This window comes from Streptomyces sp. NPDC045955 (genome assembly GCF_056430805.1).
The window spans coordinates 301,641-322,325 of the sequence record NZ_JBWKKY010000001.1 but is presented as its reverse complement, the minus strand read 5'-3'; the positions used below and the strand labels follow the sequence as shown (position 1 = coordinate 322,325).

19 protein-coding genes and 2 pseudogenes are annotated in these 20,685 nt (G+C 72.9%); 7 read left to right on the top strand and 14 right to left on the bottom strand.

From position 1 onward, the window contains the following. Positions 1 to 530, bottom strand: a pseudogene (locus AC07F0_RS01470) (D-alanyl-D-alanine carboxypeptidase); the annotation flags it as partial. Positions 531 to 766: 236 nt separating this feature from the next. Here AC07F0_RS01470 and AC07F0_RS01465 point away from each other — a divergent pair. The 3 genes from AC07F0_RS01465 (at position 767) to AC07F0_RS01455 (ending at position 3,019) form a co-directional block, all read left to right on the top strand. Continuing rightward, positions 767 to 1,522, top strand: a complete 756-nt coding sequence (locus tag AC07F0_RS01465) for a GOLPH3/VPS74 family protein (RefSeq protein WP_436727246.1) — start codon at positions 767 to 769, stop codon at positions 1,520 to 1,522. 240 nt (positions 1,523 to 1,762) lie between these two features. Next, complete coding sequence (locus tag AC07F0_RS01460; RefSeq protein WP_478972761.1) at positions 1,763 to 2,620, top strand: helix-turn-helix domain-containing protein; 858 nt, start codon at positions 1,763 to 1,765, stop codon at positions 2,618 to 2,620. A gap of 207 nt (positions 2,621 to 2,827) precedes the next feature. Then, positions 2,828 to 3,019, top strand: coding sequence for a DUF397 domain-containing protein (locus tag AC07F0_RS01455; protein WP_086564378.1), 192 nt, complete (start codon positions 2,828 to 2,830; stop codon positions 3,017 to 3,019). Between the two features lie 106 nt (positions 3,020 to 3,125). Here the strand turns inward: AC07F0_RS01455 and AC07F0_RS01450 are convergent, their stop codons facing one another. The 3 genes from AC07F0_RS01450 to AC07F0_RS01440 all read right to left on the bottom strand — a co-directional run bounded on the left by AC07F0_RS01450 (position 3,126) and on the right by AC07F0_RS01440 (position 5,570). After that, positions 3,126 to 4,004, bottom strand: coding sequence for a MerR family transcriptional regulator (locus tag AC07F0_RS01450; protein ID WP_478972758.1), 879 nt, complete (start codon positions 4,002 to 4,004; stop codon positions 3,126 to 3,128). A gap of 66 nt (positions 4,005 to 4,070) precedes the next feature. After that, positions 4,071 to 4,574 (bottom strand): glutathione peroxidase, encoded by a 504-nt coding sequence (locus AC07F0_RS01445; protein WP_478972755.1) that lies wholly within the window; start codon positions 4,572 to 4,574, stop codon positions 4,071 to 4,073. 9 nt (positions 4,575 to 4,583) lie between these two features. Continuing rightward, positions 4,584 to 5,570 carry an ArsR/SmtB family transcription factor gene (locus AC07F0_RS01440; protein ID WP_478972752.1) on the bottom strand — a complete coding sequence of 329 codons (987 nt, stop codon included), beginning with the start codon at positions 5,568 to 5,570 and terminating at the stop codon, positions 4,584 to 4,586. A gap of 70 nt (positions 5,571 to 5,640) precedes the next feature. Here AC07F0_RS01440 and AC07F0_RS01435 point away from each other — a divergent pair, with 70 nt between their 5' ends. Continuing rightward, complete coding sequence (locus AC07F0_RS01435) at positions 5,641 to 6,828, top strand: MFS transporter (RefSeq protein ID WP_478972749.1); 1,188 nt, start codon at positions 5,641 to 5,643, stop codon at positions 6,826 to 6,828. Here the strand turns inward: AC07F0_RS01435 and AC07F0_RS01430 are convergent. The 6 genes from AC07F0_RS01430 to AC07F0_RS01405 all read right to left on the bottom strand — a co-directional run bounded on the left by AC07F0_RS01430 (position 6,817) and on the right by AC07F0_RS01405 (position 12,108). Next, the gene (locus AC07F0_RS01430) at positions 6,817 to 7,281 is read right to left on the bottom strand and encodes a MarR family winged helix-turn-helix transcriptional regulator (RefSeq protein ID WP_478973560.1); all 465 of its coding nucleotides are present in this window, start codon (positions 7,279 to 7,281) and stop codon (positions 6,817 to 6,819) included. The two genes, AC07F0_RS01435 and AC07F0_RS01430, sit on opposite strands and share 12 nt — an antisense overlap. Before the next feature lie 60 nt (positions 7,282 to 7,341). Then, on the bottom strand, positions 7,342 to 8,037 hold the full coding sequence (locus AC07F0_RS01425; RefSeq protein WP_478972746.1) for a hypothetical protein: 696 nt from the start codon (positions 8,035 to 8,037) through the stop codon (positions 7,342 to 7,344). 113 nt (positions 8,038 to 8,150) lie between these two features. Continuing rightward, positions 8,151 to 8,945: an SAM-dependent methyltransferase gene (locus AC07F0_RS01420; RefSeq protein ID WP_478972743.1), complete on the bottom strand. Its 795-nt coding sequence runs from the start codon at positions 8,943 to 8,945 to the stop codon at positions 8,151 to 8,153. A gap of 235 nt (positions 8,946 to 9,180) precedes the next feature. Beyond that, positions 9,181 to 9,888: a polysaccharide deacetylase family protein gene (locus AC07F0_RS01415; RefSeq protein ID WP_478972740.1), complete on the bottom strand. Its 708-nt coding sequence runs from the start codon at positions 9,886 to 9,888 to the stop codon at positions 9,181 to 9,183. 2 nt (positions 9,889 to 9,890) lie between these two features. Then, the gene (locus AC07F0_RS01410) at positions 9,891 to 10,514 is read right to left on the bottom strand and encodes a glycoside hydrolase family 11 protein (protein WP_478973557.1); all 624 of its coding nucleotides are present in this window, start codon (positions 10,512 to 10,514) and stop codon (positions 9,891 to 9,893) included. Positions 10,515 to 10,848: 334 nt separating this feature from the next. Further along, complete coding sequence (locus AC07F0_RS01405; protein WP_478972737.1) at positions 10,849 to 12,108, bottom strand: FAD-dependent monooxygenase; 1,260 nt, start codon at positions 12,106 to 12,108, stop codon at positions 10,849 to 10,851. Positions 12,109 to 12,406: 298 nt separating this feature from the next. On the opposite strand from AC07F0_RS01405, the gene AC07F0_RS01400 reads away from it, so the two are divergent. The 3 genes from AC07F0_RS01400 (at position 12,407) to AC07F0_RS01390 (ending at position 14,853) form a co-directional block, all read left to right on the top strand. Further along, complete coding sequence (locus AC07F0_RS01400) at positions 12,407 to 13,405, top strand: ABC transporter ATP-binding protein (protein ID WP_467363628.1); 999 nt, start codon at positions 12,407 to 12,409, stop codon at positions 13,403 to 13,405. Beyond that, complete coding sequence (locus AC07F0_RS01395) at positions 13,402 to 14,235, top strand: ABC transporter permease (RefSeq protein WP_478972734.1); 834 nt, start codon at positions 13,402 to 13,404, stop codon at positions 14,233 to 14,235. Before AC07F0_RS01400 ends, AC07F0_RS01395 begins: the two co-directional genes overlap by 4 nt. A gap of 93 nt (positions 14,236 to 14,328) precedes the next feature. Continuing rightward, complete coding sequence (locus AC07F0_RS01390) at positions 14,329 to 14,853, top strand: YceI family protein (RefSeq protein WP_478972731.1); 525 nt, start codon at positions 14,329 to 14,331, stop codon at positions 14,851 to 14,853. A 78-nt stretch (positions 14,854 to 14,931) separates the two neighbouring features. Here AC07F0_RS01390 and AC07F0_RS01385 read toward each other — a convergent pair whose 3' ends face one another. The 4 genes and pseudogenes from AC07F0_RS01385 to AC07F0_RS01370 all read right to left on the bottom strand — a co-directional run. Continuing rightward, positions 14,932 to 15,891, bottom strand: a complete 960-nt coding sequence (locus AC07F0_RS01385) for a thiopeptide-type bacteriocin biosynthesis protein (protein ID WP_478972728.1) — start codon at positions 15,889 to 15,891, stop codon at positions 14,932 to 14,934. 37 nt (positions 15,892 to 15,928) lie between these two features. Then, the gene (locus tag AC07F0_RS01380) at positions 15,929 to 17,461 is read right to left on the bottom strand and encodes a nitroreductase family protein (RefSeq protein WP_478972725.1); all 1,533 of its coding nucleotides are present in this window, start codon (positions 17,459 to 17,461) and stop codon (positions 15,929 to 15,931) included. Further along, the gene (locus tag AC07F0_RS01375) at positions 17,458 to 19,371 is read right to left on the bottom strand and encodes a TOMM precursor leader peptide-binding protein (RefSeq protein ID WP_478972722.1); all 1,914 of its coding nucleotides are present in this window, start codon (positions 19,369 to 19,371) and stop codon (positions 17,458 to 17,460) included. The genes AC07F0_RS01380 and AC07F0_RS01375 overlap by 4 nt, the downstream gene beginning before the upstream one ends. Beyond that, positions 19,358 to 20,685: pseudogene (locus AC07F0_RS01370) on the bottom strand (hypothetical protein); the annotation flags it as partial. The gene AC07F0_RS01375 and the pseudogene AC07F0_RS01370, both read right to left, overlap by 14 nt.

The following is a 20,685-nucleotide window of genomic DNA, read 5'->3' as shown; positions in this document are numbered from 1 at the left end:
TGCTCGGTGTCAGCCGCCGGGTCCGTCTCGTCCGTGTCCTGCTCGGCGTCCGCCGTGTCGACGGCGTCCGTGTCGCTGTGGTCCTGCTCGGCGTCACCGGTGTCCTGCTCGGTGTCAGCCGCCGGGTCCGTCTCGTCCGTGTCCTGCTCGGCGTCCGCCGTGTCGACGGCGTCCGTGTCGCTGTGGTCCTGCTCGGCGTCACCAGCGTCCCGCTCGGTGTCAGCCGGCGTCACCTCGGCGCCCGCTTCGCCCTCCTCCCGCTCGGCGTCAGCGGCTCGCTCGGCGTCGGCCTCCCGCTCCGCGTCCGTCGTCTCCGTCGGCTTCTCCGCCGTGCGGGTGGAGAGCACGCGGGTCGCCGTGTCGGCGCCGCCACGCTTCGTGGACCTCTCCGCGTCCCGGGCCACCGCGAGGCGCGGGTCGCGCTTGGGCGGGACCTCGCTCCTGGCCTCGGGAACCGGACTCGCGCTCCCCGACGTCGGTTCTGCCGACGACTCGCGCTGCTTCGACCTGTCGGGGGACTCGCCCGCCACCGATGCCTCCTCCTCGCGCCGCACTCCCCGCGTGCGCGTACCGAACCGTGAACCGCCGCCCGTGACACCGCTTCCGGCGCTGTCCGAACCATGTACCAGTGTCCTGTGCGCGCACTGAACCCACCCGGTAGACGAGAACGACATACCTACTGGTTCCACTACGAACCGGTCACGCACCCTCGACAGACCAATGTGAGAGGGGTCACCCTGTCATTCATCCACGCGGGGAGGCATGGATGGGCAGGAGCCGCAGAACACTTCCGGAGGAGCTTCTGTTGCTGGCATTGGACCCGACCACGGGTACCACTGCGCAGCCGCAGTCGCTCGACCTCGGTCTGGCCGGAGCACAGCTAGTGGAGCTGGCACTGGCCGGACGGATAGCCCCAGACGGGGATCGTATCGCCGTGGTTGTACCACGGCCGACTGGAGATCCAACGTTGGACTGCGCGTTGGAGTTGCTGCGTAGGCGCGGCGCTCCCGTGCGGGCAGTGAACTGGATTGGCGGGCCGCGTCTCGGGCTCCGCCAGACCTACCTCTCGCATCTGGAGCGGTGCGGCATGGTGCATGCCGTGGCCGGTCAGATGTGCGGGGTGCTGCCGACGACTCGCTACCAGGCGACGGACAACGAGATCAGCCGGGAGATCAGGGCCCGGCTGGACTCGGCGATCCGCACCGGCGTACCGCCGGACCCGCGGACCGCCGCGCTCGCCGCCCTGGCACACGCGGTCGGCCTCGGCAAGCACCTGTACCCGGGCAACGAGGGGCGTTCCTCTCGGTCCCGGTTGCGGGACCTGATCAGGCACGACCCCATGGGCGGTCTCGTCGCGCACGCGGTGATGGACGTCCAGAACGGCGTGGCGGCGCAGCCGCGCCGCAGCCCGGCACCGTCCGGCCGTCAGGCCGCCGGCGGGGCCAGGTCCGCAGCGGAGCCCGCCCGAGGCGTTCCGATGCAGCCGCGCCACGGGAGCATGGCGCGCGCCGTGGCGCACTGAGCCGCGGACCCAACAGCACCACGCAGTACCCGCAGCACCCCAGAACCCGGTCACGGGAGCCGCTGTCCGAGCGGGGCGGGGAGAGCACACACTCTCCCCGCCCCGCTCGGCGTGCCCTGTCCGAACTGGCGTGTACCCGTCGCATATCCACCGTTTCCCAGCGGTAGGAAGCACCTTGGTGGCAGTCTGCTCAACAGCAGATACGCAAAGTAGAGGCACGCAGCCGGAGGTGCACGTCCCGTGGCGTCCAATGTCAATCCCACCGTCAGGCGGCGCTGGCTGGGCCAGGAGCTGCGCAGGCTCCGTGAGCTCAAGGGCATGACGGCCGAGGAGGTCGCCGAGCGGCTGCTGGTGTCGCAGTCGAAGATCAGCCGGCTGGAGAACGGCCGGCGCAGCATCAGCCAGCGCGACGTGCGGGACCTGTGCGGGGTCTACGAGGTCGAGGACCAGCGGATCGTCGACTCGTTGATGCAGATGGCCAAGGACTCCCGGCAGCAGGGCTGGTGGCACGCCTTCGGGGACATCCCGTACAGCGTCTACATCGGCCTGGAGACGGACGCCGAGTCGCTCAGGGTCTACGAACCCCAGATCATCACCGGCCTGCTGCAGACGCGTGCCTACGCCGAGGCCATCATCCGGGGCGGCTCGCCCGAGGCCTCGGAGGCGGACAACGACAAGCGCGTCGAGGTCCGGCTGCGCAGGCAGGGCCGTATCACCGCCGAGACGGACCCGCTGCGGCTGTGGGTGGTCCTGGACGAGGCGTCCCTGCACCGGACGGTGGGGAGCCGGCAGGTGATGCGCGAGCAGCTGGAGCACCTCATCGAGATGTCGCAGCTGCCCCACATCACCGTGCAGGTGCTGCCGTTCGAGGTCGGTGCGCACGCCGGCATCAACGGCCAGTACTCGATCCTGGAGTTCGCCGACGCGGCCGACTCCAGCGTGGTGTACATCGAGGGCGTGACCAGCGACCTGTACCTGGAGAAGCCGCTGGACGTGCAGAAGTACACGGTGATGTACGAGCACCTGCGGGCGCAGTCGCTGAACGTGGACCAGTCGCGGCAGCTCATCGAGCGCCGGGCGAAGGAGTACGCGCGCTGACCGTCCGTGGCGCAGGTCCGTGGCGCGGGACCTTCCGTCCGGCGAAGTGCGGGATGCTACACCCGGATACGCCTGACTGGAAGTCTCCCCTGGAATATGCCATCCAGTCGAGTGAATGACTGCTCCGTACGAGGATGTTGGCGAGTAGCGTCGATCACGCCAACCACCAGCACGGGTTGGCGTAAACGCAACTGCTACGGAGCGAACATGGCAATTCGTCTGGGCGCCACGGAAACGTGGACGACGTCCTCCTACACCAACAACAACGGCGCCTGTGTGATGGTCAGGTCGACCGTCGAAGAGGCCCTGGAACTCGGGGACACCAAGGTCCCCGAGGGCCCCAAACTGGCGTTTCCCGCCGACGCGTGGAGCGCCTTCGTGGCCTCGGTCAAGGCCTGAGCCACCGCTCGACAACAGCACAAGCACCACCGAAAGAGCCCTCTCGACCAGCCTCGCCGTCCTTGCCGAGGGGGCTCCGCTTGTGCCCGCGCGCCCCAGAGGGCGATCAGCTCACCGGGAACGCCACGTCGCACACCGGATCCTCGGCTCCCGCCGCCTCCCAGTCCGCGAAGTACAGCTCCCGGCACGGCCCGGCCGGGGTCAGGCCCTCCGCCGCCATCCACTCCTCCACCGCTTCGAACGCGGCCAGGATCTGCGGGTGCGCCACCTGCGCCTTGGTGATCCGGGTGTACGCCAGCCGCCGGGCCGGCTCCACCCGCACCGCCGTCTCCCAGGCGCGCCCCTGCCGCTGTGCCCACGCCCAGGCCGCCGTCTCGTCGGCGACCGGCACGCACGCCTCGGCGGGGCCGTCGCTCTCCATCGACACCTCGGCGTGGTAGGCGACGTACGGCACCCCGGCCACACCCCCGCACGCCCGGGCCGCCGCCTCCAGCCGGCCCAGCGACGCCCCGATCCACGCGGGCAGCTCGTCCGCCAGCGTGTGCCGCTTCTCGGTGATCACCACCTGCTCGGGCACGTCCACCGTCTCGATCGTGAACTTCCGGTACATCTCGGAGCTCCTCCCCGACAGTCGTCCACGGAGGTACGCGGCGAGCGTCCGCTGTCCCGCCACCCGCGCCTCGACGTCCGCCCAGTACGTGCCGAGCAGCTCGGCCGCCGCCGGCCCGTCGTCCGCCGCGACCACCTCGGCGATCCGGGCGAGCGGCATGTCCAGCTGCCGCAGCAGGGCGACCAGCCGGGCCCGTTCGACCTGTCCGGCGCGGTAGTAGCGGTAGCCGGTGGCCTCGTCGACGTACGCCGGGGACAGCAGCCCCAGCCGGTCGTACAGCCGCAGGGCCTTGGCCGACAGCCGGGCGCGCGCGGCGAACGCCCCGATGGTGAGCAGGTCACGGTCCGGTACGTCCACCACGGCATCCTCCGTCATCGGGCGGCTCTTCCGCCCGATGACGAGGAGGCTCGGCCCTGCCCCAGGGGCAAGGTCAACGGGGAGTCAGGACAGCTGTGCCTCGATCGCCGCCACGACCTCGTCCGACTCCGGCTCGGTCTGCGGGGAGAAGCGGGCGACGACCGTGCCGTCCCGGCCGATCAGGAACTTCTCGAAGTTCCAGCGGATGTCCCCGCTGTGCCCCTCGGCGTCGGCGAAGCCGGTCAGGCGCTCGTACAGCGGGTGCCGGTTGTCGCCGTTGACCTCGATCTTCTCGGTCATCGGGAAGGTCACGCCGTAGGTCGCCGAGCAGAACTCGGCGATCTCCTCGGCGCTGCCGGGCTCCTGCCCGAGGAACTGGTTGCAGGGCACGCCGAGGACGGTGAAGCCGCGCTCGGCATAGCGCTCGTGGAGCTTCTCCAGCCCGTTGTACTGCGGGGTCAGGCCGCACTTGGAGGCCACGTTCACCACGAGCACCGCCTTGCCCGCGTACTGGGACAGGTCGGCGGAACCGCCCTGGAGGGCACCGATCTCGACGTCGAGGGGAGAGGAACCGTTGTCAGTCGTCATGAGCGGATGCTAACTCCGGCGGGTGTCGGGCCGACCGGTTCCGGCCTCCACCAGCACCTGCCCCGCCGCCGTCCGCGCGTACAGCACGGACCGGCCCGCGCGCCGCCGCTCGACCAGCCCGGCGTCCAGCAGCACCCTCAGGTGCCGGCCGACCGAGCCGAGCCCCTGCCCGGTCACGGCGACCAACTGGCTGGTGCTCAGCGGGGAGTCGAGCAGGACGAGCACACCGGCCCGGGCGGCCCCGAGCAGTGCGCCGAGGCTCGCGGGGACGGTCCGGCCGCCGGGGTCGGCGAGCACCCCCGCGCAGGCGTAGATCACCGCGTACCGGCCGGGCTCCTCCCAGGACACCCAGCCGGTCTTCGGCGTCACCGGCACGAACAGGAGCTCGGCGCCGGAGATCTCGCGGGGCGGATATTCGTGCAGATTCACCTGGAGCCGGTTGTCACCCAGCCACCGGGTCCGGCCCGGTCGCAGTGCGTCCAGCACCGCCGCCCAACCGCCCCGGCTCACCTGCGCGGTACGGGCGACCACGTCCGCCTCCAGCACCCGCCGGCGCCGGTCCCAGTCCGGCCGCACGGTCTCGGTCCAGACGTACGTCAGCAGGCCGGCCGCGCGCTCGGGGAGGTCGTCCCGGTCCAGGGCGGCGGGAAGCGGGCCGGCGAGGGAGGTCCGCAGATGGGCGCGGGCCTCGTCGGGGCGGGCCGCCCGCACCCGTGCCACCCCTTCCTCGAAGGTCTCCCGGTCTTCCGGGGTGGGCGTGAGGAAGTCGGCGATCCAGGACCGGCCCAGCCCGGCGCGGACGAGCAGCGCGGTCACCGGGTCGGCGGCCAGCCGGGCCCGGTAGCCGGGCAGATGGTCGCGCAGCCACGCCCGTTCGCCCGGGTGCGCGGGTGTGCCCCGGTGCAGCAACTGGAGGCAGGCGAAGGTCTCGGCGAGCGGGGAGAGCACGAACCGGCTTGCCGCCAGGGTGTCGGCGTTGATCTGCCACCAGCCCATGCGCACCCCCGACGTTTCGCACCTGCGCGAAACAATAACGACGCGATCCGGGGCGCCGGAGACTCCCGGCATGCGCAGCTACCGCGAACTGTTCCGTACCCCCGAGTTCACCCCGTTCTTCCTGGCCGCTTCGGCGCAGACGGTCGCCCAGACGATGGGCGGACTGGCGCTGGGCACCCTGGTCTACCGGGCGACCGAGTCGCCGCTGCTGTCCGCGGTGAGCATGTTCGGCTCCTCGCTGGTGCAGGTGCTGGGCGCGACGCTCCTGCTCTCGGCGGCCGACCGGCTGCCCCCGCGCGCGGCCCTCACGGCCCTGCCCCTCCTCTTCGCGGCCGGCACGGCGGCCCTGGCCCTGCCCGGCTTACCGATCTGGGTCCTCTTCGCGATCGTCCTGGCCATGGGACTGGCGAAGTCGGTGGGCGGGGGAGTGCGCTGGGGCCTGCTGAACGAGATCCTCTCCAAGGACGGCTATCTGCTGGGCCGTTCGGTCTTCAACATGATGAGCGGCCTCATGCAGATCGCCGGATACGCGACCGGCGGCGCGCTCGTGGCCCTGCTGTCCCCGCGGATCTCCCTGCTGGCATCAGCCGCCCTCTACCTTCTGGCGGCCGCGGTCGTCCGCCTCGGCCTGACCAGCCGCCCACCCCGTGCGGCCGGCCGGCCCTCGGTGTCGGCGACGTGGCGCGCCGACGCCCTGCTCTGGTCGTCCGCACCACGCCGCCGGATCTATCTGGCCCTGTGGATCCCCAACGGCCTGGTCGTCGGCTGCGAGTCCCTCTACGTCTCCTACGCCCCCGACTCCGCGGGCACCCTGTTCGCCTGCGCGGCGCTCGGCATGCTGGCCGGGGACGTCCTGGTGGGCCGCCTGGTCCCACCGCGCCTGCGCCCCCGCCTGGGTTTCCCGCTCCTGCTGCTCCTGGCCACCCCGTACGTGCCCTTCCTGCTCCATCCGCCACTGCCGCTCGCGGCAGCCGCCGTCACGCTGGCCTCGGTCGGCTTCGGCGCGAGCCTCGTCCAGCAGGAGCGCCTGGTGGCCCTGACGCCCGACGCCTTCATGGGCCACGCCCTGGGACTGCACTCGGCCGGCATGCTCACGATGCAGGGCGTGGCGGCGACGCTGGCGGGCTCGGTGGCCCAACTGACCTCTCCGGCGGGGGCGATGACGGCGATGGCGACGGTGTCGGCCGGGGTGACGCTGGCGCTGACGGCGGCGGCAGGGCGGGAGCGGCGGGCGAGGGCGGCGGTGTCAGGACGATGAGCTGCTTCGGTTGCCGGTCCGCTGCTCGGGCTCGACGAACACCTCGGGAACCTCGTTGTCGGCCACGACCCGCGACAGCAGGAAGGCCAGCCGTTCCCGTTCGGCGCCGCTGAGCCCGGACAGCAGGGCCTCCATCCGGCGGCAGGTCTCGTCGTGGAACTTCTCGGCGAGCGCGGCGCCCTCCCGCGTCAGCCCCACCCGCACGGCCCGTCCGTCGCGCGGGTCGCCCGCCCGCCGCACCAGACCGCGCCGCACCGTCCGGTCCACCAGGCCGGTCAGGCTCGACCTCGCCAGCCCGAGCATCTCGCCGAGCTCGCCCATCCCGTACGGCTGCGGCATCAGCACGCAGAGCAGCTGCCCCTGCTGGGGTGTCAGCCCGTATCTCCGGCCGGCTTCCGCGTACACCCCGTCCACCAGGAACGCCACCCGTATGAGCGCGGAGACGACCCCCATCGGCCCGGTTGCCCCTTTCCCCATCGGGTCAGAGTACCGACCGGTCAGTTCCCGCGCGGCTCACTCCTCGTCCGGGGCGCTCTCCTCCGGGGCACCGCCCTCGATGAGCCGTTCCGCGATGTCGTCGGCCCACTCCTGAGCCCAGCGGCGGAGTCCGGCGACGGCCTCGGCGTCGAGGCCCTGGGCGGTGAACGCGCTGTCGTCGAGCCAGTCCGTGCCGGTCAGCCGGGCCTGGAGGTCGGTGAGGTCGAAGGGCTCGGAGGTGTGCCGGCGGCCGAGTTCCTCCAGTTCCGGGTGGCTCCAGCGGGCGGAGGCGGCGTGTACGTCGACCAGGTCGCGGGCGAGTCCGCGGTCGGCCAGGTCCCGCACGCGGGTGCCGACCAGGTCGTCGAGGGACAGCGTCGGTCCGAGCCCGGTCGTGACGGGCGGGCGCCACAGCACCTCCTTGCGGAGGCCGATCTCGTACTCCTCACCGGTCGCCGCGTCGGTGACGAGGAACTGGGCGGACAGCGGATCGCTCTCCAGCGTCCGCACGAGCCGGCCGCGCGCCACCAGGCCCGTGCGGACGGTGTCGGCGATGTCGTCCATCCCGGCGGGGTGCTCGGTGGCGAGGTCCACGTCCCGGCCGCCCCGCCGCACCAGCCCGTGGGCCAGCACGGCGTACCCGCCCGCGAGGACGAGGCCGTACGCCTCACCCACCGCGAGAAGATCACCGATGAGCCGCCGAACCGGCTCGGGGGCTGGGGGTGCGGACATGTCCTGATTATCGCGTGGGGGATCATCAGGGGCGCGGGCTGCACCGATATGCGGCTCCGCCGCGTGGGCGCGACCAGCCCCCACGGCGCCGCACGCCAGACGCAATGGATCCCCTACGGCTTGCGGCCGACGCCGCAGTACGCATCCACACCGGCGGCGTCGACATCGGCGGGCTCCGCCCGCCACTCCGGTACCCGTACCACTCCCGGCTCCACCAGCTCCAGCCCGTCGAAGAACCCGGCGATCTCGGCAACCGGACGGACGTAGTACGGCACGGCCCCACTCGCGTTGTAGGCCTGAGACGCGGCGATCATGCCCTCGCTCGTCGCGGTGCTGTCGCTGATCACCAGGTGGCTGCCGGACGGCAGTCCGGCCATCAGCCGCCGCACCAGCTCCCGCGCCTGCTCGTAGTCGGCGACATGCCCCAGCGTGTTGAGGATCATCAGACCGACCGGCCGGGACAGGTCGAGCGTGCCCGCGGCGGCCTTCAGGACCGCCTCCGGGTCGTACAGGTCGGCGTCCAGGTAGGCGGTCCTGCCCTCCGGCGTGCTGGTGAGCAGGGCATGCGCGTGTGCCAGCACGATGGGGTCGTTGTCGACGTACACGATCCGGGAGTCCGGTGCCACGCGCTGGGCGACCTCGTGCGTGTTGTCGGCGGTCGGCAGCCCGGTGCCGACGTCCAGGAACTGCCGCACCCCCTGCTCCACGGCCAGGTACCGGACGGCCCGTCCCAGGAACCGGCGGCTCGTGACCGCCACGTCGACCAGGCCCGGGAAGATCGACTTGATCTGGTCACCGATCTCGCGGTCGACCTCGTAGTTGTCCTTGCCGCCGACGAAGTAGTTCCAGAAGCGGGCGGAGTGCGGCTTGGACGTGTCGATACGGGCACGCAGGCTGTCGTCGGGCACGGCAGGGCCTCCTGGGGGTGGGGAAGGGGGACCGGTCCACCAACCTAGGTGAACTCCCCGGCCGGACACGGATGGTGTCCGGCCCCGCCCCCGGGCCTGCGTGGGGTTTCGGCCACGCGGGAGGGCCCTGCTCGCCTCCCGTCCCGAGAGGTGCGGGGATGCTGGTACTCGGGTTCCGGCGGTTCGATCCTGCCCGCGTGGCGCGATGGCCGCCGGAGGCCATCGCGCCGTTCGCTCAGCCGGGGGCCACCGCGCGCCCCGTCTGCGGGGAGATCATCCCCGCGCACAGGCCCCGGGCCGCCAGCCCCTGGGCGATGCGGGGGATCGCCGCGAGGGTGTTGGCGGACCAGTCGTGCATGAGGATGGTCTGGCCGTTGGTCAGGCGGGCGGCGGCCTGGACGATCGCTTCGGTGCTCGCGCCGTTCCAGTCCCGGGAGTCGACGTCCCAGATGATCTGGGTCAGGCCGTGGCGGGCCGCGACCGACTTGACCGTCGCGTTGGTCTCGCCGTACGGGGGGCGGAACAGTCTCGGTGTGCCGCCTCCCGCGTTGGCGACGGCCTGCTGGGTCCGGGAGATCTCGGAGTCGATCTGGGCCTGGTTCAGGCCGGTCAGGTGCGGGTGGGTGTAGCTGTGGTTGCCGATCCACATGCCGGCGGACACCTGGGCCCGGACCAGGGACGGGTTGGCGGCGGCGTTCTGGCCCTGGTTGAACATCGTGGCCCGCAGCCCGTTGCGGCGGAGCGCGTCGAGCAGCCCGGTCGTGTTGCCGGACGGGCCGTCGTCGAAGGTGAGGCCGACGTATCCGGTGCAGGCGTCGGCCCGGGACGGGGTGGCGGTCGCGGTTGCCGTGGTGGTGGCCGTGAGGGCGGCGGCCGCGGCCGTCGTGAGGACGGTCAGCCTCGTGAGCAGGGCGCGGAGCGAGGACGGTGGTGTGGTTCCCATCGTCAGTGCACCGTGATGTTGGAGCTGCCGCTGCTCTGATAGCCCTCCGTCGCCATGATCATGTAGTACTTGAAGTTGCCCAGGGGCATGCCGGCCCGGGCCCAGGCGTCGAAGTGGTTGCCGGCCGTGATGGTGCCGCCCGTCCTCCTGGACTGCCGGACGCTCCAGTACTGGTCGAAGGTCCGGACGCCCTCGACGGACGGGGCGTTGTACCGGGTCGTCTTGTAGATGTCGTACGTACCGCCGTCGCTGGTGACGGTGCCCTTGTACTGGCCCGTGGGCCGGTACGTGCCCCAGTTGTCGACGATGTAGTACTCGACCAGCGGGTTCGCCGTCCAGCCGTAGAGGGTCAGATAGGCGTTGCCGGACGGGTTGAACGTGCCGGAGTAGTTCACGGTGCGGCGGGCGCCGTTGCTCCAGCCCTTGCCGGCGACGAAGTTGCCGGTGTTCCGCCATGACGTGCTGTACCTGCCGCCGGAGGACAGGGTCATGGAGACCGTGCCCGGGGCGTCGGTCCAGAAGGAGTAGAAGTAGCCGTTGTCGGTGCCGGTCCGGTTCTGGGTGATGACCGTGTCGGCGTGGGCGGTGCCCGGCATGCCGATGGTGGCGAAGGCGACCAGCAGCATGGTGCAGGCGCTGCTGATGAGCAGCCGTAAGCGGCTCGATGACTTCTTCATGGGGGTGCTTCCTCCTCGTCCTCGTGGGGGTCGGTCGATGGGGAGCCTGTGTCATCGGGAGTGTTGGCCGGGCCCTGTCAACTGTCAATGGTTTCGGTGGGAGTTGCGAAATATTCGTCGGCCGTTGCGGGGCGGGCGTGGAGGATTCACCCAGTTAAGTGGGTAGTTTGTGGGTCATAGAGGTGTCGGCAGGAGGAAATCCCTGCCCTTGTGGTGCGGAGGGCAGGATTCCCTTATTCGAATGTTTCGGATCGTTTCCGGATCACGCTTCCGGATCACGTCCTCACGCCGGCGCCGGCACCACACTGCGCCCCGTCTCGTGCGCGTACAGCGCCGCCCGGTCGTGCAGGGCCGCGTGGACCGCCATGTGGGCGTCCCTGCGGCGCTGGGCGGGGCCGTCGGGGAGGTGGAGGATGCCCGCGTTGCCGCGGGAACCGCGCTGGACCTCGGCGGTGCGCGGGATGCGCAGGGACTCGTAGCGGGACAGGCGTTCCGGGATCGCCGGAGCCGGCGCGCCCGCCAGGCAGGCGGCCAGGTCCATCGCGTCCTCGATCGCCTGGTTGGCGCCCTGGGCCATGAACGGCAGCATGGGGTGGGCCGCGTCGCCGAGGAGGGTGATGCGGTTCGTGGACCAGGTGCGCAGCGGCGGGCGGTCGTGCAGGGCCCACTGGTGGGTCGACTCGACCGCCTCGACGATGTCGGCCACCAGGCCCGTCCACGCGCCGAAGACCGCGCGCAGCTCGTCCGGGTCGCCGGGCCGGGACCAGGACTCGCGCGGCGGGGCGTCGGAGGGCAGTGGCACGGTCGCGGCGTAGCTGAGGTACGCGCCGGACGCGACGGGATAGCACACGAAGTGCCCGCCCGGCCCGAGCCACAGCCGCACCAGCCGTTCGCGGGCCTCGGCCGGCAACGTGTCCACCGGCACCAGACCGCGGTAGATGCCGAGGCCCGAGTAGACCGGCTCGTCGCGGCGCAGCGTCTCACGGACCGTGGAGTGGATGCCGTCCGCGCCGACCACCACGTCCGCCGCGCGGACCGTGCCGTCGTCGAAGGTGAGCCGGACGCCCGCGCCGTCCGGGAGTTCGCGCGCCGCGCTCAGCCGTTGGCCGAGGCCCAGACGCTCCCGGTCGATCAGGGACAGCAGCGCGCCGTGCAGATGGGCCCGGTGGATCGTCAGGTACGGCGCCGCGAACAGGCGCTCGCACTCGGCGCCCAGCGGCGTGCGCGCGATGGGCCGCCCGTTCCAGCCGCGTACCTCCATCGCCTCGATCCGCACCGCGTGCTCCTCCAGCGCAGGTCCGAGGCCGAGGCGCAGCAGAGGCCGGATCGCGTTGGGGGAGAGCTGGACGCCCGCGCCCACCTCGGCCAGTTCGCGGGCCTGTTCGTGGATCACGTACGGCGTGCCGTTCGCGGTCAGCGCACTCGCCAGGGCCAGTCCGCCGATGCCCGCGCCGACGACGGCGACCACCGGCCGCTCCCCGCCGGCCGGGCCCGCGGGCTTCCCGGGCTGCCGCCGCCCTTCTGTGTCTTCGCCCAACAGCACCTCAGGGACCGCCTTCCGGGTCTTCGCGCCACGTCCGCGCACCGCCGTGGTGCGCGCTCCCGACGTGGACGCACTGTCATCGGTCGAGTCCCGAGCATGTGGCGCCCGCCACCGGGCGGCAACGTCCCGCCCCGCCGTGCTGACAACTGTCGCCGCTTGCGTGACGGACGTCATCGAAACCCCGCCACACCTGCTGCCGCACCCCCGTCCGGCCCTAACTTCCAGGAGAAGACGACCCCATGACGCACGACACCTGGAGGCACGCCGTGACACGCGAACGACGAGTGGAGCGACCGCGGTGACCGCGGTGGCCGTCGATGGCCTGCTCAAGAAGTACGGGGACCACGAGGCCGTACGCGGCGTCGACTTCACCGTCGAGGAGGGGGAGATCTTCGCCCTGCTCGGACCGAACGGCGCCGGCAAGACCACCACCATGGAGATCCTGGAGGGCTTCCGGCACCGCGACGGCGGTGACGTACGGGTCCTCGGCCGCGATCCCGGCGACAAGGCGGACGGGCGCGTGCTGCGCGGGCAGATCGGCCTCGTGCTCCAGGACATCGCCGTCGAGCCGTACCTGTCGGTGCGGGAGACCATCGCCCGCAACGCGGGTTACTACCCGGCCCCGCGCGGCGTCGACGAGGTCATCGACCTCGTGGGGCTCCAGGAGAAGCGGGACGCGAAGGTCAAGGACCTGTCCGGCGGGCAGAAGCGGCGGCTCGACCTCGCCCTCGGTGTGATCGGCGACCCGAAGCTGCTGTTCCTCGACGAGCCGACCACCGGCTTCGACCCGGGCGCCCGCCGCGGGGCCTGGGAGGTCGTACGGAGCCTGCGCGACGCCGGTACGACCATCCTGCTGACCACCCACTACATGGACGAGGCGCAGGCCTTGGCCGACTCCGTCGCCGTCATCGCCGCCGGGCGGATCGTCGCCACGGGCACGCCCGACACGATCGGCGGGCGGGACACCGCCCTCGCCCGGATCCGGTTCGCGCTGCCGGCCGGTGCCGCCATCGACGACGTGCCGATCCCGGTCAGCGACGCCGAGGACGGTCTCGTGACGGCCGAGGCGAAGGAGCCGACGGCCGCCCTGCACCGGCTCACCTCCTGGGCCCTGGACCGGGGCACACCGCTGGAGCGGCTGACCGTCGAGCAGCCCACCCTGGAGGACGTCTATCTGGGGATGACCAGCTCGTACGTACAGCAGGACGCCTCGTCCCCGTCCACCGGGCGGGACCGCACACCGTCCTCGGCGGCGCGTGCGCGCCGAGGGCGCCGACCCGGACGGAGCAGCCGATGACCAGCACCCTGCCCCCCACGACCACCGCCACCGGACGACGGGCCGAACGTACCGGGCGGGAGCGGCCCGACGAACGCGGCTCCCTCGCCCTGCTCGCCCACCAGATCCGCTACGAGCAGCTGTCGTTCTGGCGCAACCCGCAGTCGATGGTGTTCACCTTCGTCCTGCCGATCGTGATCATCTCGGTCTTCGGTGCCGTGTTCGCCGGCAGCGAGGGCCAGGACTTCTTCTTCGGCCTGAGCGGCCTCGAGTACTACACGCCGACCATCGCCGCCGTGTCCGTGCTGGGCGCCTGCTACGGCCAGCTGGCGATCGTCCTCGCCATGCGCCGGCAGACCGGCGTCCTCAAGCGGCTGCACGCGACCCCGCTGCCCGCCTGGGTGTACTTCGCGGGCCTGCTCGTGCACTGCATCGTGGTCAGCGTCGTCGACGTGGCGCTGGTGATCGGCGTCGGGCGGCTCTACGGCGTGCCGTGGCCCGCCGACTGGGCGGTCCTCGCGCTCACCCTGGTGCTCGGCGCGGCCAGCTTCTGCGCCCTCGGCGTCGGGGTGGCCTCGCTGATCCGCAACTCCGAAGCGGCGCCCGCGGTCGTGCAGTTCATCCAGTTCCCGCTGGTGTTCATCTCCGGCAGCTACTTTCCGATCCACTCCGAGGTGATGAACACCATCGCCGGGGTGCTGCCGGTGAAGCCGTTCAACGACGCCATGCTCGCGGCGTTCGCGCACGGCGCCGGTGTCCAGTGGAAGGAACTGGCCGTGCTGGCGGCCTGGGGCGTCGTCGGCGCCCTGATCGCCGTACGCAGCTTCCGCTGGGACCCGCGCCCCGAGTAGAGCCGACGCGACCCGACCACATCGAGGGGGCCTCCCGGAGGCCCCCTCGGCGCTTCCCGCCGACCCCACCCCGCCATCAGAAGGGGCCCCACCATGTCCGTGGACCACACCACCCGCCCGAACCCCGCCCTCCGCGGGACCTGGCGCCTCGAACCGGCCGACTCCACCGTGGAGTTCACCGGCCGCCACTTCTTCTTCCTGCCCGTGCGGGGTTCCGTGCCGGTGCGCTCGGGCCGTGTCGAGCTCGGCGCCGACGGCGTGCTGCTCCGCCTCGACGCCGCGGCCGGCGCGGCGGGCTTCGAGAGCGGCAACCCGCAGCGCGACACGGCCGTGCGCGGCCCGCGCTTCCTGGACGCCGAGCGTTTTCCCGAGCTGCGCCTCACCGGTGAACGACTCCTCGACGAAGACGGCTTGGGGCTGGCCGGCCTGCTGGAGGTCAAGGGCCGTGCCACCCCGGTGACGTTCACGGTCGACGAGCTGACCGTGCGGGGCGAGCGGGCCGTCGTACGGGCCGGCGCCCTGGTCGATCGGCACGCGTGCGGGGTCGGCGGCATACGCGGCCTGGTCGGAGCGGAACTGCGGGTGCGGGTGCGGGCCGAGTTCGTACGGGAGGGATGAACGGACACGCCAAGAGGCCCGGCCGGTGAGGGGATTCCGGCCGGGCCTCTCGCGTGGGCGCCCACGGGGGCGGGGGAATCACCCCGTGGGGGCCGGGTCGGGGGCCGGCTCGGATGCCGGGCTGGATGCCCGGGCCGCTACCGGGGTCGGCATCGGGAAGACGTGGGACAGCCAGGCGTAGGTGCGCAGTTCCTCCAGCATGCTCAGGCCGAGGCGGTTGTGGAGCATGTGGGCGTGCGAGAAGAGGATCATGCCGGGATGGACCGGTGAGTGGCGCCGGATCTCGGCGGCGTGGGCGGTCAGGGCCTCGTACCAGTCGGTGAACGGCCCGTGGACGTCCGGTGAGACGCCCGCCGTGGCCGGGTCCTGGTCGACCTCGGTGATCCGGTCGAGCAGCTCGCCGGGGTGCCCGGCGTCGCGCGCCCACGCCTGCCAGGCGTCCCGGCCCCGGGCGAAGTAGTGGGCGCGCTCGTCCGGGCCGCCGAGGGCGACGGCGGCGGACAGCGTGCCGCGCAGGGCGAGCCGGGCGCGCCGCGCCTCACTGGTGACGAGGGGGGCCAGCCGCAAGGCGAGTTCACTGGAGCGGTGGAAGAGGGCCTCGGCGGCCGGCATCAGCGTGCGGCCGCCGTAGCGCTCGTACTCGGGGTCGTAGTCGGCGCGGTGCACGCCGGGCGGCAACAGCGCCTGGACGGTGGCGTTGACACCGGTCTCACCGGCGGCGGCGAGCCGGGCCGCGCCCTCCTGGTAGGTCTCCCGTGCCAGCGGTTCCTCGCCGGGAGCGAGCCGGCCCGCGACGGCGAGCCGGTCGCGCAGGGCCTGCTCCGCGCGCGCGTACGCGTCCGGGGACAGGCCGGCGATCCGCAGCCGCAGGTGCGGGCCCGACTGCCAGTAGCGGATGAAGAACCAGGGGGTGCCGGGCGGCAGTTCGCCGACCGTCGGGCCGATGACGTCCGTCAGGACACGGTCGTGAGCGCTGCGGGCCGTGGTGCCGAGGTGCAGGTGCCAGGCGCTCCAGTCGTGCGGTGCGGTGGTGGGCATACGCGTTCCTTGTCGGTCGGTGGGCTGTTCCAGGGCCTTACGTGCGCAGGTCCAGCACGGCACCCCCGGTCTCGCGCGGTACGCCGACCACAGCCGACAGGACGATCGTCTCGTCCTCGTCCAGGCCGACGACCTCCTTGGTCTGGATCTCCTTGAACGCCCGGACCGGCCGCGCGAAGAGGCCTTCGGCGGCCGCGGCGAGGCACAGTCCGTGGACCGCCCAGCCGCAGGCGTGCTGGGCGGCGCTCCAGCCGGTGGGGCCGAAGCGGGCGAACAGGTCGCGGGGGCGGACCGAGAAGAAGACGGTGAGGGGGGCGTTGGCGATGCCGCAGCCGTTGACCGGCGTCAGGCCGTAGCCGTAGTTGGCCTCCAGGCCGGCGGGGGCGGTGGGGTCTTCGCGGAGCAGGTGTGCGGTGCCGTTGTGGACGCGGTGGACGCCCGAGGTGTGGCCGTCGATGTGCTGGACGACCGCGGTGATGGTGACCGCGTCGAAGGCGGCGGCGAGGGCCGGGTGCGGTGGGGGGACGCCCAGCCAGGCCAGGGCGGTGGTCAGGGTTCGGGTGGGGAGGGGAGTGTGGCACTTGGCCGAGTCCATGCCGTGGAGGGATCTCGGCATGCGGCCGGAGTGGCGGTGCCAGAGGAGTTCCGACCAGGTGGGGGTGAGTCGTGACGTCGGCAGGGCGGGGGGTACGGCTGTGGTGACGGGTGCGGGCTGCGGGGGATTTGTCGCGCGGTTCCCCGCGCCCCTGAAGCACCTTCTGTTGAGGTCGATCACATGCCTGAGGGACGGATCCCCCTCAGGGGCCGGCGGCTCCGGCTGAGCCGGTCGGCGTACCGAGGGGTGTGGCCGGCCCACGTCGACCAGCCATGGCAGCGACCACTCCCAGGTGTGCTCCACGCCCAGTTCGCGCAACAGGTCCGGTCCGGATTCGGTCGGGGGCGTGAGGGTCGTCGGGACGCCGAAGAGTTCCAGTCCGAGGCTCAACGCCCTGAGCACCATGCCCGTTTCGATCGCCACCAGTGAGCCCCGGAACCACTGGTACGCCAGCGGGATCGACGTGTACCGGCCGGTCAGGGCGATGCGGGTGGGGGTGCCCGCGCCGGGGCCCGTGAGAGTGTGGCGGGTGGGTTCCATCAGGCGCCAGGCCCCGTCGTCGCCCGCGAAGGCGTGGACGGGGAAGAGGCAGCGCGGGGAGGCGTAGGGCCGGTGTTCGTTGTAGGGGTTCTCCGGTTCGCGGCGCAGTGGGCCGAACGTCGCCGTCAGGGCGTGCAGCAGGGCGTCCGGTGTGGCAGGGCCGGGTGCCAGGACGCGCGGGTACGGCATCGCGGACAGGCGCTCGGTGGTGCCGAGCGGCAGCAGGGTCGCCGGCCCCGCCGGGCGCGGGGGCGGGGGCGGCACGTGGGCGTCGGGGGGCGGGGTGGCCGCCCAGGTCCACGGCGGCGGCTCGGGGTTGTCGTCGCCCGCGCCGTAGGCGTACCACAGGGGCTCGCGGGCGATGCTGTTGTCGCCGTCGGGGCCCGGGAGGTCGACCGGGGCGCGCCGCACCCAGGTCTCGGCGGGGGCCGTCACGGGAACGGGTGGGGGTCGTAGGGGATCGCCCGGTGCTCCTGGTCCGTGCCGCGCAGGGCGGCGCGGAGCCGGGGCAGGCCGTCCAGGCGCTGCTGGGCGTGGCCGAAGCACATCGGCACGATGCCGGGGACCACGGCACGGGCGACGGCGATGCCTGCGTCGGCGTGCTCCCGGCTGGTCTGGTCGACGACGACGATCCGGTCCAGGCCCGCGTCGGCGAAGAGCGAGGCCACGTACCGCAGGGTCTCGCGCACATCGCCGCGCGCGGCACGCTCCAGCCGGCCCGGCCAGTCGGGGAACGCCTCGTCGAGCGTGACGGCCGGGCCGCCGAGCCCGGCCAGGGCGCGGTCGCGTGTCTCGGGGATGGAGGAGAACCGGACGTGGTCCTCCAGTTCCTCCACGCGCCACGGGTCCTCGACCAACCGCTCGACCTGCTCGCGGGTCCAGTCGACCGGGTTCGTGACCAGCTGGGCGACCTCGCGCAGGGCGCCGCGGATCGCGGACTCGGGCTCGGCCCCGGAACCGGCGGAGGAGAAGGTCGCCGGGAAGGGGTTCTTCTCGTTCACGGCGATCACCCACACCACCGGCAGGCCGATGTCCCGCGTGGCGACCAGGAGATGGACGTCGTAGCCGCGTGCCCGGATCAGTTCGACCATGGCCCGGCTCGTGGGGTCCGCGAGCGTGGCGACCGGGACGTGGGGGAGCGGGCGCGCCCGGTACCAGGACGTCAGGAACGCGTCTCGTTCCGCCAGTTCGAAGAGGGCGTGCAGGGCGGCCTCTTCGTAGTTGGCGCCGACCGCGCAGCCGCTGGAGCAGTCGAAGAAGTAGTGCCTGCGGTTCGCGGCACCGGCCACGCGGGCGGCGCGCCGGTCGCGGCGGAAGGCGTACTCGTACTGGTAGAAGGCGTGGTCGGCCGGGACCAGCAGGGGCGTGCCGTTGGCCAGGTCGTGGCCCCAGGCCCAGTCCATCGGGGTGTCGTCCGTGAACGGCGTGGCCCTGCTGGTGGGGTGGGCGAGCTGCTCGGCGGTGTAGCGGCCGAGGCTGCCCGGGTCGACGGCCTGCCCGGCGACCTCGCGGTGGGAGCGGCCGGTGACCAGGGGGATGTCGTACGGGTAGCCGCCGAGCCGCTCGTACGCCTCCAGGACGGCGACCGGTTCGGTCTCCGCGAACGTACGCGCCCTGCCGTGGCCCATCGCCGGGGCGTCCGCGACGACCGCCATGCTCATCGCGAACGGGGCGTGCGACTCGCGCAGGATCGCGCGCACCGGCCCGAAGCGGTCGTCCACGAGCCGGTCCCGCAGGAAACCGGGCTCGACGAGACGGCTCGCCGCGGTGCGCGTCGCGTCCCCGGGTACGGCGGGCCGGGAGCGCAGGGGACGGGGCGCCGGGGGCCCGGTACTCACCAGGTCCTCGGAGGACGGGCCGCAGATCTGGCAGTGGAAGCTGCGGGCGATGCGGTGCCGGCGGGTGCCCCGGACGGTCACCGAGTAGGCCTCGCCGGGTGCGAGGGGGCGGTCCGCCAGGTGATCGAGGCCGGTGCGCAGCAGGTCGGGCAGGAGGGGGGCGGGGGCGGCGGGGACCCGCGTGGCCTGGGTGAGGTCGCCCACGAGGGGGTGGTCGAGGACGGTGCGCTCGCGCACCTCGGCGCAGGCGGCACAGCCGGAGGTAGTGCCCGGCACCCACAGCGGGCCGACCATCACCTCGTCGTCGTACACCCGCACGGACAGGTGCGGTCCCCGTGCCGGTGCGAGGCGGTCGCGCTCCCAGTCCAGGTCCCAGCCGAGGTTGACGGAGACGGTGGCCCCGCTCGCGCGGGCCAGTGGGGCGAGGGCGGGCAGCCAGTCGTCGTGCGCCGTCGGGGGCAGGGCGGGGCCGGCGTGCACCGCGGTGGTCGGGTCAGCGGTCGGCATCGGCGGGCTCCTCGGCGGTGCGGTCGGTCGGGACGGACACCGGGCCGTGCCAGAAGGGGAGTTCGCCGAGCACCGGGTCGGTGCGGCGGGGCTGCCCCCGGTAGCCGGCGAGCGCGGTGAGCTGTTCCCGCAGCGCGGCACGGGTGGTGTCGTCCGTGGTCAGCAGGGCGTCGGTGGAGAGCCGGCCGGCCGTGCCGCCGGTCTGGGCGGCGGCGAGTGCCGTGCACAGTGCGGCATACGCGGCCTCGGCGGGGGACGGGCCCCAGCCGGCACCGAGCGGTCGCCCCTCGGCGGTGACCTGGGCCAGCGGCCAGCCGACACCGGGGTACCGGGCCACGGTGAGCAGGGGGGCGGTACCGCCGAGCAACGACCGCAACTCGGCGCGGATGCGCCGGCCTTCGGCGTGCAGCGGGGCGTCCGCGTCGGGGACGAAGGCCTGCTGGTTTCCCGTGAGGTGACGCAGGGCGCCGTCGAGCAGCCAGTGCTCCTGGGTGAGGCCCGCCGCGGGTGTGCCGGGTGTGCCGGTGGCGCGGTCGCGCAGGGCGGCCAGGGCGGCGGCGATGGTCGCCGTCTCCTGGTGGGCGGCCCAGGCGGTGACCGTGCCCGTGCGGTCGGCCCGGTGCTCCGCCGCGCGCAGGGCGAGGGGCATCTGCGGCAGGTGCTCGCCCCGCGCGGAGGCGAACAGGCCGGTCCAGCGGGCGGTGAGGACGCCGGCGGCGTCGAGCGCGGCCTCCGGTGCGGGGAGGGGCTCGGCGGGGGCGTCGCCGAGACGGACGGCGACCGCTTCGTGCACGGGGGCGCCCGTGACGGTGACGCGGTCGGCCGTCAGATCGGGGCCGTGGACGACATGGGCCTCACCGGGCTCCGCGACACCCGTGAGGGTGTCGGTCAGGAGCTGTGCGGCGAGGGCTCCCGCGAGGGAGTGGGCGACGGGCCCGGCCGCCGGTTCGACGCCCTCGGCGTCCGCCCAGGCCCTGGCGCGGTCCCGGAAGACCTCCCAGAGGCCGGGCGCCACACCGACGGGCCCGACGAGCACCGGCCCGGGACCGAGCAGCACGGGCACGTGCAGCGTTCCGTCCTGCTCGGTCCAGGTCCGGTCACCGTCGAGGAACTCGACGACGACCCGTGGCACGCCCTCGGTTCCTCCGGGTGCCGTCACCGCCGGGTCGCCGACGGGAGTTCCAGCACCGAATCCGTGCACCGCCGGGTCGCCGGCGGGGGTTGTGGTGGTGGGCCCGTGCGCCGCCGGGTCGCCGACGGGAGTTCCAGCACCGAATCCGTGCACCGCCGGGTCGCCGGCGGGGGTCGTGGTGG

Coding starts and splice junctions, on each gene's coding strand:
- AC07F0_RS01465 (WP_436727246.1), top strand. CDS start 767: ATGGGCAGGAGCCGCAGAACACTTCCGGAGGAGCTTCTGTTGCTGGCA.
- AC07F0_RS01455 (WP_086564378.1), top strand. CDS start 2,828: ATGGCAATTCGTCTGGGCGCCACGGAAACGTGGACGACGTCCTCCTAC.
- AC07F0_RS01450 (WP_478972758.1), bottom strand. CDS start 4,004: ATGACGGAGGATGCCGTGGTGGACGTACCGGACCGTGACCTGCTCACC.
- AC07F0_RS01445 (WP_478972755.1), bottom strand. CDS start 4,574: ATGACGACTGACAACGGTTCCTCTCCCCTCGACGTCGAGATCGGTGCC.
- AC07F0_RS01440 (WP_478972752.1), bottom strand. CDS start 5,570: ATGGGCTGGTGGCAGATCAACGCCGACACCCTGGCGGCAAGCCGGTTC.
- AC07F0_RS01435 (WP_478972749.1), top strand. CDS start 5,641: ATGCGCAGCTACCGCGAACTGTTCCGTACCCCCGAGTTCACCCCGTTC.
- AC07F0_RS01430 (WP_478973560.1), bottom strand. CDS start 7,281: ATGGGGGTCGTCTCCGCGCTCATACGGGTGGCGTTCCTGGTGGACGGG.
- AC07F0_RS01425 (WP_478972746.1), bottom strand. CDS start 8,037: ATGTCCGCACCCCCAGCCCCCGAGCCGGTTCGGCGGCTCATCGGTGAT.
- AC07F0_RS01415 (WP_478972740.1), bottom strand. CDS start 9,888: ATGGGAACCACACCACCGTCCTCGCTCCGCGCCCTGCTCACGAGGCTG.
- AC07F0_RS01410 (WP_478973557.1), bottom strand. CDS start 10,514: ATGCTGCTGGTCGCCTTCGCCACCATCGGCATGCCGGGCACCGCCCAC.
- AC07F0_RS01395 (WP_478972734.1), top strand. CDS start 13,402: ATGACCAGCACCCTGCCCCCCACGACCACCGCCACCGGACGACGGGCC.
- AC07F0_RS01390 (WP_478972731.1), top strand. CDS start 14,329: ATGTCCGTGGACCACACCACCCGCCCGAACCCCGCCCTCCGCGGGACC.
- AC07F0_RS01385 (WP_478972728.1), bottom strand. CDS start 15,891: ATGCCCACCACCGCACCGCACGACTGGAGCGCCTGGCACCTGCACCTC.
- AC07F0_RS01375 (WP_478972722.1), bottom strand. CDS start 19,371: ATGCCGACCGCTGACCCGACCACCGCGGTGCACGCCGGCCCCGCCCTG.